This is a genomic window from Almyronema sp. (assembly GCF_052168255.1).
Classification (GTDB): Bacteria; Cyanobacteriota; Cyanobacteriia; order Phormidesmidales; family Phormidesmidaceae; genus Sphaerothrix; species Sphaerothrix epifaneia.
The window spans coordinates 1-19923 of the sequence record NZ_JBQLZL010000056.1 but is presented as its reverse complement, the minus strand read 5'-3'; the positions used below and the strand labels follow the sequence as shown (position 1 = coordinate 19923).

Genomic DNA, 19923 nt, shown 5'->3' with positions numbered 1-19923 from the left:
AACTGACATGGGGCTCGCACAATCCCAAAGCAGCCTTTCTCGTTTGCACACTATCTTAAGCATGCCCAGAGAAAGACATATCTTAGCCGCCGCTACCAATTCAAGGAGGTACTATTGCCAATTATCAAGCTGTCGGTGCCGCATTTCATCCAGAAAAAGCGCTGCTATTCTCCGCTAACTGGCGGAATCAAAGCTTTTAACCGGCACGCTCAGATACGCTATGCCAAAACCAGCAACTTTACAGAAAAGAAGTACGAATTAAATGAGTAGCGGTTTTGCTATCAACTGGCTCAGAGAAAAAGTAGCCCTGGAATACTCTACCTCCCATGGCCCGCAAAGACTCCAATTCTTCAGATGTCTCAATGCCCTCAATAATTACGTTGAGGTCTAGGCTATTGGCAATCATTAAAATCGCTTTGACAAGTTGCCATCGTTTTAACCGCACAAAAGACCGATCGATTTTAAGCGTATTGACAGGAAAGTCTTGCAATCGACTTAGTGAAGAGTACCCTGTACCAAAATCATCTACGCTAAATTCGATACCCAATTTTTTGAGGGCTCTAATATTAGAAATGGTTAGCCAATCTTCTTGAATTAGCGCACTTTCTGTAATCTCTAAGTTTAAAGAGTGAGGCGGAATATGGTTTTTCTGTAATATTTTTTCAAAAACGTGAGAAAGATCGGGGTGAATTAACTGAAAGCTAGACAAATTGATGCTGAGCTGTAGGGGTAATTTCGCCTTAAATTGCTGTTGCCAGTTTTGCAGTTGACTACAAGCTTGCTCAAACACATAGATACCCAAATCATGAATTAGCCCTGAATTCTCAGCAATAGAAATAAACTTGTCAGGGCTGAGAGTTCCTTTGGTCGGATGATGCCAACGAACCAATGCTTCAAAACTTTTAATTCTACCTGTTTTTAAGCAAACAATTGGTTGGTAAAAAAGCCTGAGTTCCTGCCTAGATAAAGCTAAATGTAAGTCTTTTTCCATTTCTACTTTATCAGCAGAATCAGCTAATAGACCAGGCTGGTTTAAGACATGTTCGTTTTCAAGAATTTGAATCATTCGCAACAGGCGATTCGTGTTGCTAATAGCCAACTTGAGCAGATGCTTACCTGACTCTGTCTCAGAAGTGACTGTTCCTTGATTCAAGAGCATTAAAGCGGCTTGAATAGGCGTTAGTGAAGTTCGCAGTTCTTGAGTGACCTGTGAATGCAAATCGTCTGCTGATTGGTCTGAAAAGTCTAAAGCAGGGCTGTTATCAAGAGATGTAGTTTGAGTTTCCATCATAATTATCAGCGAATTAAAAAGTGACCAAAAAACTTTGATCAACTTTATTGACGATAGAGGCTACCAGTATAAAACTCAATTTTTAAAGACAGTGGACAGAGCCAAATCCATTATAAGAGCTGTCATATAGTCGTGCTAAAGCCCCAACTTTAGTTTAAACAACTCATACAAATTCTTTATTCAGGCTGACTTTCTCCGTACTTCCACCCAAGGGCTTTCTCCACATGCTCTCCTAGCAATCCTGGATCAAAGGGTTTAGTTAAAACTGCTTTTGCACCCGTTTCGACATAAAGACCAGGTTTGTTGACCTGAACTTTTGCAGTGAGCAAAATCACAGGAATCATTTGTGTTTGTGGATTTTTGTTTAGCTGATTGAGGGTATCTAACCCATTCATATCAGGCATGGTGACGTCTAGTAAAATAACGTCTGGTTGATACGCCTGAGCCATAGAAATACCCTGTTTGCCAGAAGCGGCTAGGATAACCTGCCAGCCTTTAGTAACTTGCAAACTAATCTTGGCAATTTCTCGAATGTCAGCCTCATCATCGATAACTAGAACACACTTTTCACCCATGATTCCCCCGATTGAAAACTTAAAAGATGACTCTATCAAACCCAGAACAACTTGTAGATAATTTTTTATCTGCCAACTGAAGTGAAAAAGTAATTTTTTCTGAAAAATCGAATCTTTATGTTGACGATAAATTGAACTGGCAGTAAAATGCATCTACTGTAATTTTGGATGATCAGGAGCCGATCGGTTTAAGACATTTTAAGAAGTTTGAATACTGCTAGAAACCAACATTTTTTCAAAACTATTGGCAATTAAGGGAGGGCTAAAAAGGTATCCCTGAATGGCTTCGCAGCTATTTTTTCGTAAAAACGAAAGTTCTTCGGCTGTTTCTACGCCTTCAGCAATAGTCGATAGGTTTAAGCTATGAGCCATCTGAATGATAGCTTTGACGATTGCCATGTTCCCAGGATTGTTATTAATATTACGCACAAAGCACTGGTCAATTTTTAAGGTGTCAAACGGAAATCGCTGTAGATAGCTGAGAGATGAGTAGCCTGTGCCAAAATCATCTACCGCGATGTTGATCCCCAGTTCTTTGAGCTGACGTAAGGTGTTAAGCGTTAGTTCTGTATCTCGAATTAAAAGACTTTCTGTTAACTCTATATCCAAAAAGAATGGATTGAGATCGTTTTCTTGAAGGAACTTACAAATTTTGTCTGCTAAGTTGGGCTGTTTAAACTGCTGGGCTGAAAGATTAATGGCGATGGTGATGGGTTGTAGCTGTTTAAGCTGCCACTGTCTTAGCTGGGCGCAAACCGTGCTGAAAACCCATTCACCAATTGGAATAATCAAATTACTGGCTTCTGCTACTGGAATAAACTGGGCAGGAGAAATTATCCCTAGCTCTGGATGGTGCCAGCGCAATAAAGCCTCTGCACCTGTGATTTGGCCAGATCTCAAATCAACTTGCGGTTGGTAATGAATGGTGAACTCGTCTCTTTCTAAAGCCCGTTTGAGGTGATCGACTAAAGATAAGGGGGTAGACAGTAAACCGCAGTGATTTTGAGTGGCGATCGCGGTTACAACTGGCTGCATTTCTGTTTGAGAGGTAACCGCTTGAACGATTTCAGATTCAGCCTGACGTACTAAGAGTTCTAGGCTATTGCTTTGCTCCGGGTAAACGGCTAGACCCGCAAAAATTTCTACGGTAATCCGATGATTGTTGATGTTGTAAGGTTGAGCTAGCTCAGTTGTCAACTGTTGAGAAAGTTGACGTGCCGCCTGCGGATCGAGAAGTAAAATGCTAAATAAATCGGCTTCTATATGGCTAATTAACTGAACGTTGGCTTTTAAGGGTTCACAGCAATTTTGAATTCGCTGGGCAATGTCTTTGAGCAATAAGCCGCTAAAGGTTTGTCCTAAACTAGTGCGAATTGCGTTAAATTCTCGCACATGTAAAATTAACAAGGCCAAGGGCAAAGGTTGGTTAGGATTTTGGCTTTGTAACTGAGTAAAAATTTCTTGTAGAGCCAGCCAGTTAGGCAAGTCTGTAATAGCATGGTGGTGCATTGCGTAGTCTAGCTGGTTCTTTGCAGCGACAATTTGCTCGTTGTAGTGCTGAGCAATGGAAGCTTGCTTTTCTAGACGGGCGGCTACTGCTCGCAGTAGCTCAGACGGTTCAAACGGTTTGGTTAAGTAATCATCGGCTCCTAGCTCCATCCCTCGGCGCATATCTGAGCGTTCGCTACGGGCGGTTAAAAAAATCAGTGGAACGAATGCGGTCTCAGGTTGCTGGCGAAGGGCTTGCAAAACCCCAAAGCCATCAAGCTCTGGCATCATCAAGTCACAAATGATGATGGCTGGCTGCTCTTGTCGAGCCAGTTGAATGCCTATTCTACCGTTGTTTGCTGTAATGACGGTAAAGTCGTTTAGCTCTAGAATTTCTTGAATATTGGCCCGAACTTGAGGTTCATCCTCGATGACTAAGATTCTTTTCATTGCTTGAGACAGATAAACGCAGCGTTGGTAATCAGGCGAGGTTCAAAAGGAATATTGATGTTGGCAGTTGACGAATACAATCTTCACTATTAAAGCTCAATGTGGCAAAAGAGGTTGCCAATGAGATGGCTACTGTACTGCCACTAACAGGTTTGTTCAGCAGCTAACTGCGATCGCTCAGTAAATTTCTATTACTGCCAATCTCTGCTACCAATTTCAATCCTCTCAGGGGGCTGCGGGCTTAAGCTGAGTAGGCAAGAAAACTTACGCTAGCCTGTTAATACAAGCAGGCTGAGCGTTCGAACAGTTTCAAGCTTTGAAGCAAGCGGGCGTTAGCTGGGGTTAGCAACGACTGTAAATCGTCTACTTGGCTGAGCAAAGTCATTTCTCGGTTGTATTCCTCCTTAAGTACAGAAATGTAGCGATCGCGTTCTTCTTCAGATTTGGCTTGACGCAACATCTCAATCGCCATGTTGATGTTAGAAAGGGGCTTGCGTAAATCTTCAGATAGCTTTCGCAACAGATCGTCCTTTAAATCAGCTAATTTAGAACTTTCTGCTGCCTGCTGCTGATTGGCTTGCAGAGCTTGCTTGAGACTTTTTGACTTTTGTTCAATATCGCGTACATGGTTTTCTAGAATGGCATGTCGGCTTAGCCGCGCTTCTACGGCTTGCAAAAGCTCTCTAGGTTCAAACGGTTTGGTAAGGTAGTCGTCTGCTCCTAAGCCCATGCCAAAACGCCGATCGCCGTGTTCGGCTTTGGCGGTTAAAAAGATGAAGGGCACCCTAGAAGTGGCCGGATACTGTCGTAGCTGCTGCAGAACGGCGTACCCGTCTATACCGGGCATCATAATGTCGCAGATGATCAAATTTGGGCAGTTCTGTTGGGCCAATGTGACCCCCTTTTCTCCCAATTCGGCTACCCTGACCTCAAAACCACTCATTTCTAGAATTTGACGGATATTCTCCCGAACTTGGTCTTCGTCCTCAATGACAAGAATTTTACTCATAAGGGCCTTAAACCTGAAAGCAGCTTCAACAGAGCGGACAAACGAGCGCTGTTGATTGACTTCTATTACCTCGTTCAGGATGCCCGTACCATGAGTGTTTTCACCAAAAGGGGTAATCTTTTAGGCTCGGATACAAGGTTTGCTTTGGTGGCAAAATTTATCAAAGCGCTGAGTAACAACGTTTACGTGGCTTTTATTGGCACTCAGCAAAAGCTAGTTTAGCCTTGTCATAACGATTAAGTTGCTTAAACCCGTATCAACTTTTGTGCTTAAACCTTTTTTGAGAAACGGGTAAGTGAGCTTTGCAAACGTTATTTGCGCCGATAGCAAGTCGCTAAAAAGCAAAAAATCTCGGCTAATTGAGGTTTGTTTTTGATGATTTTTAATGGTTTCCTTAAATGTATCTCAATCGATAAAGCCGCCTTTTTTCTGTTCTTCGTTGTTAGAACGTTTAGCTATAGCTAAAGGCAGGCAAAAGGCTCAGGGCAGCGGCCAGAAGCAAAGCGTTTCAGCCAGCGGCTTGCAGCTATTGAAGTGTTTCAATGCTAGGGTCTATAGCTATAGCTGAAACTAGTTAAAGTCAGTTTCAGCTACAGCGCTTAGGTTCAAGATGGGTGAGTGATAAGTTGGTTTTAAGTTCGCTTGCGATCGCTGTAGCCGCTAATCGGTATAAGCCGTTAGCGGCGGGCAAGCGCAGACTAAGTTGCGATCGCCGTAAGCTTGATCAATGCGATTAACGGTAGGCCAAAACTTGTGCGCGCGCGTCCAGGAAGTTGGGTAAACGGCTGTCTCGCGACTGTAGGGGCGATTCCAGTCTGGTGATACCAAATCGGCGATGGTATGGGGTGCTTGCTTGAGTACGTTGTTTTCTGAATCTACCTGACCCGATTCAACCGCTCGAATTTCCTGGCGAATGGCGATCATGGCCTCACAAAAGCGATCAAGCTCAGCTTTAGACTCGCTCTCGGTGGGTTCTACCATGATGGTTCCAGCGACAGGCCAGGACATTGTAGGCGGGTGAAAGCCATAGTCAATCAGACGTTTGGCAATATCTTCTACACTTAATTCTGCCGACTTACGAAATGCCCGTAAATCTAAAATGCATTCGTGGGCTACAAGCCCTTGCTTGCCTTTGTAGAGAATGTCGTAATGGCTGTCTAAGCGCTTGGCAATGTAGTTAGCGTTGAGAATAGCCACTTCTGTCGCTCGTTTTAGCCCGCTAGAACCCATCATGGCAATATACATCCACGAAATCGGCAGGATGCTAGCACTCCCCCAGGGAGCAGCCGCGATCGCCCCAATCCGGCGATCGCCAGTGAGCGGTTGCGCCAAGCTATGCCCCGGCAAAAAAGGAACTAGGTGCGCTTTTACGCCAATAGGGCCGACGCCTGGGCCACCGCCCCCGTGAGGAATGCAAAACGTCTTATGCAAGTTGAGGTGACACACATCAGCGCCAAACTCCGCAGGCCGACAAAGACCGACTTGGGCATTCATGTTGGCTCCGTCCATATAAACCTGACCACCCTGAGCATGGACGATTTCGCAGATCTGCTGAATTGCTGTTTCAAAAACGCCATGGGTTGACGGGTAAGTAACCATCAACGCGGCTAGATTTTCAGCATGTTTGGCCGCTTTCGCTTGCAAATCGGCTACATCAATGTTGCCTTCTAAATCGCAAGCAACCGTCACGACTTTCATGCCAGCCATAACAGCGCTAGCTGGATTGGTGCCATGAGCTGAAGTGGGGATCAAGCAAACATGACGATGTCCCTGGTGACGATGCTGATGATACTGGCGGATAACCAGCAATCCGGCATATTCACCTTGAGAACCTGCATTGGGCTGTAGCGAAATGCCAGCAAAACCAGTAATTTCGGCTAGCCAGTCTGCCAACTGTTGAAACAAAATCTGGTAGCCCTGCGTTTGCGCTAGGGGGGCAAAGGGATGAATTTGGCTAAACTCAGGCCAGCTAATAGGCAACATTTCTGCGGTTGCGTTTAGCTTCATGGTGCAAGACCCCAGCGGAATCATCGCCGTTGCCAAAGATAGATCGCGGCCTTGCAGACGATAGAGATAGCGCAGCATCTCTGTCTCAGAATGGTACTGATGGAAGACTGGATGCGTTAGATAGTCGCTGGTGCGCAGAGCGGGAATTTTGATCGCGGCATTGGCATACAGCTCAGCTGCTTCTGGCAAAGGCATTGCCGAGCAATTGAAAATATCGAGCAAGTCTTGTAGATCTGGCAGCGTGACGGTTTCGTCTAAAGCTACAACTAAGGTTTTGTCGTCTAATACCCGCAGATTGATCCGACGCGCGATCGCGCGATCCAGCAAATCTGACTGCGCAGCGCCGACCTCAACTCGCAAGGTGTCAAAATAAGCCGTCTGGGTAAGTTGATAGCCCAGCTTTTCTAAGCCTTCGGCTAGAGCTACCGTCAAGCGGTGAATGCGGCTGGCTATCTGGCGTAGACCGTCGGGGCCATGATAAATGGCATACATACTCGCCATAATGGCTAGCAGCACCTGAGCCGTACAAATATTGCTGGTAGCTGAATCGCGGCGAATATGTTGTTCTCGCGTTTGCAAAGCTAAACGCAATGCTGGCTGACCATAAACATCTTTGGAAAGACCCACTAACCGACCGGGTAGCTTACGGGCGTAATCTTCGTGGGTGGCAAAATAGGCCGCATGAGGCCCCCCATAACCCAGCGGCACGCCAAATCGTTGGGTATTGCCGATGGCCACATCTGCCCCCCATTCTCCTGGTGGTGTCAGCAGCGTTAGGCTCAGCAAATCGGCTGCGACGATGGCCTTTGCCCCCGCTGCATGAGCCTGCTGAATGAAGGAGCGATAGTCTTCAATGGTGCCGTCGCTAGTGGGATATTGCAGCAGCACGCCAAAAACAGGGGTGGCAAAATCGAACGTAGCGTGATCACCCACCTGGATCTCTATGCCCAATGGCAAAGCTCGGGTTTTGACAACTTCAATTGTTTGCGGATGGCAGGCCGCCGATACCCAAAAAGTTTTGCACTTTTTTTTCTGCTGCAGCCCATACACCATAGTCATGGCTTCGGCGGCAGCCGTTCCTTCGTCCAGCAAAGAGGCATTTGCTAGCGGTAAGGCTGTCAGATCAGCTACCAGTGTTTGAAAATTGAGCAGCGCCTCTAGTCGTCCTTGAGCAATTTCTGGCTGGTAAGGTGTGTATTGGGTATACCAGCCCGGATTTTCAAGGACGTTGCGTTGAATCACGGGTGGGGTAATGCAGTTGTGATAACCCAGGCCGAGAAAAGAGCGGTAAACCTGGTTTTGCTCAGCGATCGCTTTTAATTTAGCCAAAGCTGCCGATTCGCTCAGTCCTTCGTCGAGGGCGAGGGGGTGCCGTAGACAAATATCGGCAGGAATAGCGGCTGTAATTAAATCTGCCAGTGAATCATAGCCCAAGGTCGCCAACATTTGTTCAATATCGGCAGTTCTGGGGCCTAAGTGGCGAAGCAAAAAATCTGACGGGCTAGATAGCGTTGTTTCTCTGGCTACAGTTTGCTGCTGTCGGGAATCAGCAGCACCCACTACTGAAGTCTCAAGTGCAGTCAAGCTGGGGTCAAATTGAGATTTTTGCATGTAATCTTATGGCTGGAAACAACGGCGATCGCAATCAAGTAAATAGTCAAAACCCATCAGCCTGCGGACTGATGGATCACAGTGTCGCTTATTTACAATTGTATTCACTCTGTCAAATCTAGCCGAGGCTAAGTCCTGGCTAATGCCTAAGCTCCTTCTACTTGGTCTTGATATTCGTCGGCGCTCATAGCATCTTCTAGTTCTTCAGGGTCATCCATTTTGACTTTGAGCATCCAGGCATCCCCATAGGGATCATCGGCAATTTGCTCAGGAGCCTCTAGCAGCACCTCATTGCGTTCGAGAACTTCGCCCGTGACCGGAGCCTTCAAATCTTCAACGGCTTTGACCGACTCAATCGTGCCAAAAGTATCTCCCTTTTCAATCGTGTCGCCGATCTCTGGCAGTTCCAAAAAGACGACATCACCCAGTTGATCAACCGCAAAAGCAGTAATACCAATAATGGCGACGCCCTCTTCGTCAACGCGAACGTATTCGTGGGTATCTGCATACTTCAAGTCTGCAGGATATTCAAAGGCCATACCCTTCCCTCACTATGCTGCTGGCTAATGTTTGAAATAGAACGCTTATCAGAGCAACTATATCGGCAAAGTTACCTGCTGTGTAAGTCTTGCCACCACTTTTTTAGCGACCCAATGGCGATCGCTGCTAAAAAAGAGTGTCAGTTCTGATACGGTTAAGAAAGAGAGCAACACTTACTATTTTCTTTATATTTAGGTGAGATCAAGCGGCTGAGGTAATTCTAAGCTTTTCAACTGGTTGCCACACTGTCTTTAAACTTACGCTACTGCAGCGCAACGGTAACTTTTCAGGCTAATCGTGTCGCGTAGACTGGTCTTTTTGCAGATAATCCTCAGCGATAACCTTCAGTGGCTGCTGAGTCAGCTTGGCTAAGGTTTTTCCAAGTTGTCTAGGTAAGCGCTATTTAGTTTTTGGAGGATGACATGCCAAAACTTAAGTCCGCTTTGCCGAAGTTGGGGTTCAACCGTCGGTTGCGGCACTCGGTACTCAGGCCGTGGCGTTCGGCCGTTGTTTGGGCACTGCTGCTGTTAGCAGGGCCAGCCGCACTGGTGGCTCGCGCTCAGGCAGCCGGCGAAAGCGCCGCCTATGATTTTCAAGACGTCTTTTTTGCCTTTATTATTCTGGGCTTTTTAATTTTGGTGGGGCGATGGACGCGTCAGCGGGTAAGCCTCTTTCAAACGTTGTTTTTGCCCAGCTCCATTGTAGCGGGGGTGATTGCTTTGCTTTTGGGGCCTGGTGCTTTAGGCGCATTGATGACCAACCTGGTTGGAGAAGCGGCTCCCCTGGCGGGGGGGCTGTTTCCTCAGCCTATTTTAGAGGTGTGGTCAGAAATTCCAGGCGTTTTTATCAATATCGTTTTTGCCACTATCTTTCTGGGCGAATTTATCCCGCCTCCGGCTGAAATTTGGCGGCGGGCTTCCCCTCAGGTTGCTTTTGGTCAGTCGCTGGCCTGGGGTCAGTATGTGGTTGGTCTGTTGCTAGCGTTGCTGGTTTTGGGGCCTGTTTTTGGCCTGCCGCCCGTAGCCGGAACCTTAATTGAGGTTGGCTTTGAAGGGGGGCATGGCACGGCGGCGGGCATGGCAGAGGTATTTGAAGAGATTGGGTTTGAGGCGGGCCCTGATCTGGCAATTGGTATGGCCACGATTGGTATCGTTAGTGGCATTATTGCCGGGGTGCTGCTAGCTAACTGGGGGCGTCAGCGGGGGTATATTGCTCAGGGACGTGATCTAGACGAAATTCCTGCCGATGCCCAAGAGCGAACTCCGGCTGAACGCGAAAGCCCTGAGATGCGAGAGCGGCGACGGCGACATCTCAATAGCTTGTTGGTTGATCCGCTTTCGTTGCAGTTTGGGTTTGTGGGAGTGGCGATCGCCATTGGCTGGATCATTTTGCAACTGCTGGTCTTAATTGAAACGCTCACCTGGAATCGGGGCGGGGATGGATTAGAAATTATGGGAGGCATCCCCCTGTTTCCGATGGCTTTGGTGGGGGGCATTATTGTGCAACTCATTTTAGAGCGCTTTAACTGCCAGTATTTGGTCAGCCGTCAACTAATGGTTCGCATTGGCGGTGTGGCGCTAGATGCCACCATTGTGGCGGCCTTAGCCTCTATTAGTCTGGCAATTATTGCCCGCAACCTAGGGGCTTTTACCGTTCTCGCGATCGCCGGAATTGCCTGGAATGTGCTTTTCTTCGTTTACATGGCACCTCGAATTATCCCTACCTACTGGTTTGAGCGGGGCATTGGGGATATGGGGCAGTCAATGGGCGTCACGGCTACGGGCATTTTGCTCATGCGCATGGTTGACCCCGACGATCGCTCAGGTGCTTTTGAAAGCTTTGGCTATAAACAGCTCTTTTTTGAACCCATTGTGGGTGGTGGCTTGTTTACGGGGGCGGCACCGTTGCTGATTAATCGCTTTGGTGCGGTTCCCGTTTTACTACTGACGACCGGGCTGTTAGCCTTCTGGCTGATTTTTGGCTTTTGGAATTACAAGAAAATTTCCCAATCTCTGGCCAATCAAGCGGTAAAGCCCCTTACGGTGCCATAGGCAATATGGATCAAATCGCCTGGACGGGCAGCTTGCTATCATCTTGCGAGATCAATAGCTATAGCCACTCAGGTTGAGATACTGAAGCATTTAGCGGGCTGAAAGCTTTTCATTCTGCCTTCTGCTTTTAGCCTTCTAATTTTAGCTATAGCTGTCGCCAGCCGTTTAATTAAAGCGGCTGGCGATGGTTTTCGTGTTCGACTTCAAACACATGAGCATAGAGATTAGCTAAAATCTGCTTGCCTTCTTGGGTGAGACGCAGATAGGCGATCGCATCGTTGATATAGGGATAAACCGTTTTCCAGTAGAAGCGGGGATAGTTGAGGCGTAGATCTTCGGGGGTCTGATAGCCTAGCTGCTGATTCACCCCTGTTTCTTCAAACTCGTAGAAGAGGGCAGGAATTTTTTGTAGATATCGTGGGTCAGAAAGTTGTCCAATCAAGTCAGCCGCTCTGACCAAGCCGGGATAGCCCACCGTATCTTGATGGTCAGTATCTAGCGGTACCGGAAAGCGCGTCAGTTCTATATTGGCTTGAATGGTGGCAGCTTTGATCAGCTGATGACCGCCAAATCGCTCTTGAATAAACAGCTTACCGCGATCGACATGGTAAGGTGTGAGGCTGGCATCAGTAGAACCTCGCGGTAGCGTTATCGTTTCATCGCCGCGACCCGTAGCATAAATGCACTGATTGACAAAATCTTGCCGACAAACCCCTTTAACATAGCCAATATCATGACAGATCAAAGAAATCAGAAAGTGCAGCCAGTCGGAGCAAGACACGCCCCCTTCTCGAATATGCTTGCCGCGCAAAATTTCTTGGCCCACTAAAGTGACCAAAACCGTATGCTCTGGGTTGTGGTATAGGGCATTGCTGTTGGCGATGTTTTCAATGCCCATATTGCCGACCCAGGCAATAATATCGGCATAGTCAGCATTGAGTCCGCCATAGGTAGCCGAATAACCCGCTTTTAGTTTTTCAACAAAGGCATCAATCAGCAGTTGGTTTGGATTTAGCATTGCATCATAACGTTTGGGCGCAGCCAGACGAATAGATTATCAGCTTGATAGCGATTTATAGCAATCCTAGGCCACTTATGGAAGTTTAGGTGTGATGTGGCAACGGCTAGCGCCCATTTTTAGCACGTTGAGAAAACTGGCTTAAAAACTGCTGCACTTCTGCTGATAGATCCAGGGGAAAGTTACCCGTACGCAGGTGCAAATCGCGTTGCGGAAAGGGAATTTCAACTTCGTGCTGCCGTAGCTGAGCTTCGATGGTGAAGTAAAGGTCGCTTTTAATCAAAAGCTGCTTGCTAGGTTCAGCAATCCAAACCAGCAGTTCAAACTCTAAGGCACTATCGCCAAAGCCTGTGAAAAAGACTTGAGGCACGGGCGTTGAAAGAACGCTGGCATGTTCGCGGCTAGCCTCTAACAGAAGTTGACGAACCTTTTTGGGATCTGACTTGTAGGCTACACCGACGGGGAGACGAATTCGCGAAATCGGGTTGCGGTGGCTCCAGTTGATCACTTCTTGCTCTAAAAAGCGAGAATTAGGCACGATGATGGAAACTTGATCTAGCGTTTTGATTTCGGTACTTCGCGCTCCAATGCGTTCGACGGTGCCCATAAAGTCACCAAACTCAACGAAATCTCCCACCTGAATGGGTCGCTCAAATACCAGCACCAGACCGCTGCCGAAGTCTTTGGCAATATTTTGCAAGCCCAAACCAATTCCTACCCCCAAAGCACTGGCCAAAATAGCCAAAGAACTCAGGTCTAAACCCCACACCTGCAAAATGACAATTGTGCCAATTGAAATGAGGGTGTACTTGGCTAGAATGGCAACGGCCTCTTGCGCCCCGCGATTGATCCCCGTAATGCGCAGTACCCGCGATCGCAAAATATTGGTAACCGTGCTGGAGACGATAATCAGCCCTAGCAGCAGCACCAGCAAAAAGAGCAAATCAAGAATTGAAAAAGAGCGCGAACCTAAAACAAAACTCCGCAGAGTAAACGTGTTGGCTAAGGCATCGACAAACCGATAGCTCCACTGGCGGGTAAAGGGGAAAAGATTAGTAATATAAAGCAGCGTGCCGCCCCAAATGCCCAGCCGCACCAGCAGCAAAGAACCGTTAATCAGTAGCCGTGCGGCTGATGGGGTACGACTATTGGCTTCGCTAGGATCGCTAAAGGTCAAGCCTTGTAGAAGCTGGCTAAGATAACGATGCCAGATGCGACCCGTTAGCCAGTGGGCGATCGCCGCTACCAGCAAAACCCCCAGTGAAATTAGCCCCGCCCGCTGCAAAAATTCTTGACTGCGCTCTTCTTGCGCTTGCGAAATGGCTTCTCTAATTTGCTTTATCCAGCCTTTGGTTTGGGCTTCTACGGTGGGATAGTTGCTCAAATCCTGATCGGTGGTGGTAATGGTGAGCAAAAGCTCTCCGTTTAGCAAAATTGTGGGCAAGTTGTTTTGCACATCCTGTCGCAAAATGGCTCTTTCCCGGCTAGTGGCGGCTTCGGCCAGGCGCTCGCTGATGCCTTCGGCTCGCTCTTGAGCCGTTAAGTCAGCGGTGGCGGCTACTTCCAAAACCGGGCGACCATCTAGAACGATCGCCGCTGTATTCGGTTCGGTTTGCGCTCCCCCTAGGGGTGCCCATAGACAGATCGCTGCGATCGCTGTCAGCAGGGCAATCGCACCAAGTTGCAAGTGACGTCTCAACCGTCGCCAGACGCTACGGCAGCGGCGTAACTGAGGCCAAATAGCTCGTTCTCGATGGCTTTCGTTCATGCAGTCCTGTCCCATTGGCGATTTCAGGGGGTGCGACAGTTAATCTAACTCAACTCTAGATCTCTGAGGAAAGAAGACGCGCTAAGTTCCTCAAGTTTTGAGTTTGATTTGCCAGCACAACCCTAGCCGCGATCGCCGTAGCCACCCGCGTTAAACCCCTTAGATAGCTAAAAGCTGCTGATAGAAAACTTTTGCTTCTGCCCTCTGGCTTGAGCATGCCTCAGTCCGAGGATCTACAGCCACAATCACCCTCGATGCTGTTTGACTCAACTGACTTTCCAGCGCATCAACGCTGGCAATAAAGACAACAACCCTAACAAACTCAAGGCGATCGCCAATGGTAAAAAGTTTTGCTGATCGAGCGCCTGTCGGCCCGTTACCCCCAGCCAGGTATAGGCTAAGGTACCTGGAATAATGCCTAAAAAGGTGCCCAGGGCATAAGGTTTCAGCGGTACCACCGTCAGCCCAAACAAAAAATTAATCACATTAAAGGGTGAAATAGGAGCAAACCGCACCGCTAAAACGCAGTGAAAAGCCCGCTGCTTCACAACCTGGTTAAGCCGGATGAGTAACGGCCACTGCCCAAACCGCTGCTTAAACCAGTCGTGCAGCAAGTAACGAGCCAGACCAAAAGCTGCGATCGCCCCTAAGGTAGCGCCCACGACTGACCACACCGTTCCCCAAAATAGGCCGAAAACAGCGCCGCCCACAATCACCAAAAGGGTTCCTGGCACGCCTATGGCTGTGGCTAGCACATGAGCTGTCATAAAAGCCAGCGATCGCCAGTGTCCGGCACAGGTCAAAAACTCAATTAAGCTGTCTGGATGGAGCAGCAAATGAAACACATCTCGGCAGCAGACCAGCGAAACCACGCCCAAGCCTGTCAACAGCCAGAGCCGCTTATGTCGGATGAGGCTTTGCATAGCGATCGAGGTATAGCTAAAGGTAGACAGCAGAGGGCAGAAGCAAAAGTTTTCTATCAGCAGCTTTTAGCTATCTAAGGGGTTTAATCTTTGTGGCTACCGCAATATCAGAGCAAGGCCGCCCAAACAGGTGAGCAAAGGCCAGCCGATTAAGCCAAGCCGCGAGGCGCGATAACCGCATGAATCATCAAAGCGATCGCGCCCTAGCCTCTGCTCGGCCTAACCTTCTACTACCACTTCTTCCCCTTCAGGAACCGCATTTTTCAGCGCTTTGCGGGCGACGCGGGTGACATAGACCGTCACGGCTACAGTAGCCAGGAAGCCAACAATCCGAATTGTCCAGATAATGGCCGGATTAGAGGGGGCTTCGCCTGTGCCAATCATGGCGAGACTGCCCGCCAGTGAACCCAGATAAACATACATAATCGTGCCAGGAATAATGCCTGTCGTGCCTAGCACATAGTCAACCAGAGAAACTTTGGTCAGACCCAGGGCGTAATTAAGCAGATTGAACGGAAAAGCTGGCGACAGTCGAATCAAAAAAATGATTTTGCGCCCTTCGCGGCCAATAGCCTCATCAATCGACTGAAATCGTTCGTTGTTAGCGATTTTTTGAGAGATCCATCCCCTAGCCACGTACCGCCCTACTAAAAAGGCAGTGGTGGCTCCCAACATGGCGCCAACAAAAACAAAAATGGAACCTTTAACAACGCCAAAAACGACTCCAGCCCCCAAAGTGATAATCGAAGCGGGCAAAAACGCAACGGTAACCACAATATAAAGGCCAATAAAAACTAGCGGAGCCACAATCCCCAAACTATCAATCCAAGCCAGCACTTCAAACAGACGCGCCTGAGGAGAAAGGCCCGTCGCCGCTTCTTGAGCCAAAGCTGGAGTCGCCGCAAAGGCGATCGCCGCCGTCATCATTAGCAACATCATGCGCAAGCCCTTAGAACGAGGCCAAAGTAAATAATTCATGGGTTTAGACCACTACGGTAACAACAGATCAAAGCGGACGAACCACAAACCTACGCATCACAACCCCTAAAACGGTCAGGTCAACGCCCCACCGCAGCTAGAACCGCTGCCTGCCGTACAGCCATAGCAATAAGCGGCTGTTTGTACCTGCTCAACTAAATCCAAAGAGTCGGCGGCTAAAAGCTGAGCTACTGTCAGAGGTTCACCTTTAGGCGATCGCGCTGGCAAACCTTCCATCTGATTAAAATCGCAGTCGTAGACATTGCCCAGATAATCAATCGAAAGTTCATCGCGGCACATCAAATGCTCAACAGTGGTGGGGTTATAGTGCTGCTCTAAAAAGGCCAGATAAGGCCGATGAAGCTGGCGGTGCTGCAGATGAAATTTGGTACGACCAATGGGCAAATTGGTAATGGTCAGTAGCTGGTTAAAAACAATGCCAAAGTGCGTATGCAAAAAAGCCTTGTAGTCTTGCTCTAGCTTTTGCTGGTTGGGGGTTAAAGCAAAGTCTGACGAAGTCGGTACAGGCGGATTGTAGACCAGATCTAAGTTCAAAGCCGGATCTTGACCATACCCCCAAGCATTGAGCTGTTTTAGCGCCTGCACCGAAGCCTCAAATACCCCCTGACCGCGCATTTTGTCCACATTTTCGGCTAAATAGCAAGGCAGAGAAGCCACAACCCGTAGCTGATTTTGAGCAAAATAGGCGGGTAAGTCTTCATAGCCAGCTTCGAAGAAAATGGTCAGGTTCGAGCGCACAATCACCGTTTTGTCAGCGGCGCGAGCTGCAGCCACTAAAGGACGAAAGCCATAGTTCATTTCGGGGGCACCGCCCGTCAAATCGACAGCCTCAATTTGTGGAAAGCGCTGAATCAAGGCGATCAGCTGCTCACACACATCTGGGGTCAGTTCTTCTTGGCGATGAGGCCCCGCTTCTACATGGCAATGGCTACAGCTCAGGTTGCAGCGGCGACCTAGGTTAATTTGCAGTACGCGAATGCGACGCTTTGTGAGAGGGGCGGCTAATTTTTGGGCAAAAGGAGTGAACCGATCGGTTGAAGCTAATGGGGGATGTGCTTTGACCATGTGGATAGATAAATTTGAACAAAGTGGGGTCTAGGAAGTTTGCAGGGGCTTTGGTTCGGCGTCAGGCTTTATTAAAGGTGCTGCAACTGAAATTTTCCTGAGAAACGTCTGTTGATTCGATTAGTGCCAAAATCTGTCTGCTGTAAACTTTTTCAGCGGCTGAGGGGTGAAAAATCAGGCTTTTCTCAGATTCATCTGATACCCTCTGAACTAAGGCTTAAAAGGCTTTACAGCAGATTTTGATTTGGTTTTTTGCGTCTGTTGTTGACTTTCCTCGCATGACCTTTTTTCAACGGCTGTCTAAGCCTATTCACCAAGCCCTGCAGCGTGTTGATCCTAACTCGATTCAGTTTCGGTTGACGGCTGTAATTTTGCTAGCGCTGGCGCTGGGAATTGGCGGCATGACTGCCTGGATCACCTGGCAAATGCAGCAAATCTTGCTAGCGGGGCACAAACAAACCACGATCGATGTGGCGGCACGCCTGGGTGAAGATGTTGAACTTTATCAGGCCATGATGCCCTCTCAAGAAGCAGTGCAGCGGGTGATTGACTACCGCACCACAGGCGACTTAGCAATTTGGCTCAAATCTGCGGATAATCAGGTTTTGGCGCGATCGCAAACTTTGTCGTTACCGTCTTGGCAGGCCGGGAGTTTAGCCACCAAACTCCTCAATTTAGAAGCCACTCAGGTCGCGCAGGTGTACGCCGTTGGCAATCGCTATTTAGTGATTTGTGCAGGCCCTTTGGCAGTTGCTGAAGAACCCATCGGTCAGCTATATGTCGCTAAAGACATTACTCAAGCCCAGCAAAGCTTTTTAGTGATGGTGCGCAGTTTGCGCTTAGTAAGTGGGGTGGCTTTGCTGGCGATCGCCTGGGTGACTATTTTCTACATCCGGCGATCGCTACAACCTATTTGTCAGCTCAATCGTCTGGCTGCCAACGTTTCAGCCAGCAATTTAGGAGAAACGCAGTTACAACTGGGTCAAGCACCCACAGAGGTGCAACAGCTAGCCCAAACCTGCAACATGATGCTTTCTCGCCTGTCAGCAGCCTGGATGCAGCAGCGACGTTTTGTTAGCGACGTCTCTCATGAATTGCGAACCCCCCTAACCTTAATTAACGGCTATTTGCAAAGTACGCTGCGCCGCTGCCAAACCCTCACAGAGCCACAGCGAGAAGGGTTAGAAATTGCCACGGCTGAAACCGAACGAACCATTCGTCTGTTGCAAGACCTGCTAGATTTAGCCCGCGCTGAAAGTGGCAGCCTGCATTTTAACCGAGAACTTTTGGAGCTGAAAGATTTGGTGCTGGAGGTGGTTGAAATGGCAGACTATGGCAATCAGCAGATTGAGGTTAAAGCTGAAGCTGTTTCTGTGGTTGTTCAAGCCGATCGCAACCGTCTGAAGCAGGTCTTGATCAATTTAGTAGACAACGCCGTCAATTACTCAGCGGTAGGGGCAACGGTGACGGTCAAACTGTTGCAGGTCGGCAGGCAAGCCCAAATTCAGGTGATCGATCACGGGCGAGGGATTCCGCTGTGTGACCAAACCGCTATTTTTGAACCGTTTTACCGGGTTGATGAAGATCGCTCGCGGGCAACAGGAGGAACTGGACTAGGGCTATCCATTGTTAAAAGGTGGGTAGAAGGCATGGGCGGACAGGTGAGAGTTCACTCTAAGCTAGGAGAAGGCAGTCAATTTACGGTTTGCCTGCCAGTTTACGATAGCTAAAGCGGTAGCCATCAGGGTTAAGATTCTGCGATCGCTGAAAGCCACTGCTAGCAAAGCTCTGCTTCTGCCTTGCGCCTGAGCTACAACCCAGTTCTAATCGGCCAAAGGTGGCGGATTACTAAGCCAACCTGACTAGGCTGAGAGTTCGGTGCTTTCTTCAGCCGCGATCGCCGTTGGTAACCATAACCTAAATGTAGTCCCCACATCCACTTCAGATTTGAACTGAATTTTGCCCTGTAGCAACTCCACAATATTGGCTACAATCGTCAGCCCTAGCCCGGTGCTATCCGGTAAACGGGCACTATAGCTCGACTGATAAAACGGTTCAAAAATGTGAGCTTGGTCGGCTGCCGCAATGCCAATGCCCGTATCAGCAATAGCAATCTCAATCCCCTCTGCCTGAGAACAGCAGGTAATTTCAATTTTGCCTGTTTTGGTATAGCGAATAGCGTTGCTGATTAAGTTAGTCAAAACCTGTTGTAACCTCAAAGAATCGGTCACAATACCTGCTCTTTCTAAAGAGTAGTGCTTGACCAGCGGCAAATTCTTTTCATTTGCCAGCGGTTCAAGTACATCAATCACTCCATCAACAAGCTTAGGCAGATCCACAAACAATGGCTTTAGCTTAATTTTGCCTGCTTTGTAACGCGAAATTTCTAGAGCATCGTTAATAATACGCAGCAAATTTCTGGCATTTCTCAGCACTCGTTCAATTTGCTTTAGATCGTAGTTGTGATTGTCGCTGTCAGGGTTAAATTTGTTGCGTCTCAAAATCAAATCAGAATAGCCAATGATTGAATTCAAAGGGTTTTTGAGTTCGTGGGCTAGGCGAGAAGTGTTTTCTTGCTGAGCAATCACCAGTCGGTTTAATTCCTGATTGGTGAGCAAAAGCTGACTTTTAACCTGCTCTAGATCGTCTAACAGTTCGGCTGTATAGCTCTTAAAACAGCGACCGATGACTCTATCAATGGCTAAATCAATTAGCCGAAAAAAACGAATAGCTTGAGCAGTGCTGAGTTGAAAAATTTCTGCCTCTAGGTTTGAAAAAATAGTTTGCCGCAAAATGCCGTATTCTCGCATTAATTCTTCGGCATTGAATCCTTGCTTAGCCCTTAAAATTCCGTGTTCTATAGCTTTTTCTTTTAAAAGCGTAATTTCGTTTTCTTCTGATTGCGATAAAATGCTGGCTAGCGCTTCAAGCAACAGCGGAATGCTGTTGCGAACAGCCTGATACGAAAGTTTTTGATCGCTGGTGACGATGCTGTCTTCTCGAATATTTTCAATCCATTCTTGAATAATGATATCGGACTTATAAGTGAGTATTTTTCCGATGTCCATGCGATAAAAAACGAGTGGCGCTAATGACAACTTGAAACTCAGTCATTATTTAGTTTTGTT

Annotated in this window: 14 protein-coding genes; 2 read left to right on the top strand and 12 right to left on the bottom strand. The window is 47.9% G+C overall.

All coding sequences use genetic code 11. The annotated features are described in order from the left end of the window. Positions 1–238: 238 nt before the first annotated feature. From ACTS3T_RS12355 to gcvH, 6 genes are all read right to left on the bottom strand, one after another. A complete protein-coding gene (locus tag ACTS3T_RS12355; protein ID WP_462935038.1) occupies positions 239–1291 on the bottom strand; it encodes a putative bifunctional diguanylate cyclase/phosphodiesterase in 1053 nt (350 codons plus the stop codon). A gap of 176 nt (positions 1292–1467) precedes the next feature. Continuing rightward, entirely contained in the window at positions 1468–2019 is a 552-nt protein-coding gene (locus tag ACTS3T_RS12350; RefSeq protein WP_462935037.1) for a response regulator, read from the bottom strand. Positions 2020–2064: 45 nt separating this feature from the next. Then, on the bottom strand, positions 2065–3804 hold the full coding sequence (locus tag ACTS3T_RS12345; protein ID WP_462935036.1) for a putative bifunctional diguanylate cyclase/phosphodiesterase: 1740 nt from the start codon (positions 3802–3804) through the stop codon (positions 2065–2067). A 277-nt stretch (positions 3805–4081) separates the two neighbouring features. Next, positions 4082–4813 carry a response regulator transcription factor gene (locus ACTS3T_RS12340; RefSeq protein ID WP_462935035.1) on the bottom strand — a complete coding sequence of 244 codons (732 nt, stop codon included), beginning with the start codon at positions 4811–4813 and terminating at the stop codon, positions 4082–4084. 660 nt (positions 4814–5473) lie between these two features. Further along, a complete protein-coding gene (gene gcvP / locus ACTS3T_RS12335; protein WP_462935034.1) occupies positions 5474–8431 on the bottom strand; it encodes an aminomethyl-transferring glycine dehydrogenase in 2958 nt (985 codons plus the stop codon). A 146-nt stretch (positions 8432–8577) separates the two neighbouring features. Next, positions 8578–8970 (bottom strand): glycine cleavage system protein GcvH, encoded by a 393-nt coding sequence (gene gcvH, locus ACTS3T_RS12330; protein ID WP_462935033.1) that lies wholly within the window; start codon positions 8968–8970, stop codon positions 8578–8580. A 423-nt stretch (positions 8971–9393) separates the two neighbouring features. On the opposite strand from gcvH, the gene ACTS3T_RS12325 reads away from it, so the two are divergent. Next, on the top strand, positions 9394–11022 hold the full coding sequence (locus ACTS3T_RS12325) for a sodium/glutamate symporter (protein WP_462935032.1): 1629 nt from the start codon (positions 9394–9396) through the stop codon (positions 11020–11022). 169 nt (positions 11023–11191) lie between these two features. On the opposite strand, the gene ACTS3T_RS12320 is transcribed toward ACTS3T_RS12325, so the two are convergent. The 5 genes from ACTS3T_RS12320 to arsS form a co-directional block, all read right to left on the bottom strand. Then, positions 11192–12040: an Npun_R2479 family HD domain-containing metalloprotein gene (locus ACTS3T_RS12320; protein WP_462935031.1), complete on the bottom strand. Its 849-nt coding sequence runs from the start codon at positions 12038–12040 to the stop codon at positions 11192–11194. A gap of 106 nt (positions 12041–12146) precedes the next feature. Beyond that, on the bottom strand, positions 12147–13823 hold the full coding sequence (locus ACTS3T_RS12315; protein ID WP_462935030.1) for a mechanosensitive ion channel family protein: 1677 nt from the start codon (positions 13821–13823) through the stop codon (positions 12147–12149). A gap of 251 nt (positions 13824–14074) precedes the next feature. Then, positions 14075–14731, bottom strand: a complete 657-nt coding sequence (locus ACTS3T_RS12310; protein WP_462935029.1) for a TVP38/TMEM64 family protein — start codon at positions 14729–14731, stop codon at positions 14075–14077. A 219-nt stretch (positions 14732–14950) separates the two neighbouring features. Continuing rightward, the gene (locus ACTS3T_RS12305; RefSeq protein WP_462935028.1) at positions 14951–15709 is read right to left on the bottom strand and encodes a TVP38/TMEM64 family protein; all 759 of its coding nucleotides are present in this window, start codon (positions 15707–15709) and stop codon (positions 14951–14953) included. Positions 15710–15784: 75 nt separating this feature from the next. After that, positions 15785–16795: an arsenosugar biosynthesis radical SAM (seleno)protein ArsS gene (gene arsS / locus ACTS3T_RS12300; protein ID WP_462935027.1), complete on the bottom strand. Its 1011-nt coding sequence runs from the start codon at positions 16793–16795 to the stop codon at positions 15785–15787. A gap of 278 nt (positions 16796–17073) precedes the next feature. Here arsS and ACTS3T_RS12295 point away from each other — a divergent pair, with 278 nt between their 5' ends. Further along, a complete protein-coding gene (locus ACTS3T_RS12295; protein ID WP_462935026.1) occupies positions 17074–18525 on the top strand; it encodes a sensor histidine kinase in 1452 nt (483 codons plus the stop codon). Between the two features lie 132 nt (positions 18526–18657). Here the strand turns inward: ACTS3T_RS12295 and ACTS3T_RS12290 are convergent, their stop codons facing one another. After that, the gene (locus ACTS3T_RS12290; RefSeq protein WP_462935025.1) at positions 18658–19863 is read right to left on the bottom strand and encodes an ATP-binding protein; all 1206 of its coding nucleotides are present in this window, start codon (positions 19861–19863) and stop codon (positions 18658–18660) included. Positions 19864–19923 lie beyond the last annotated feature (60 nt).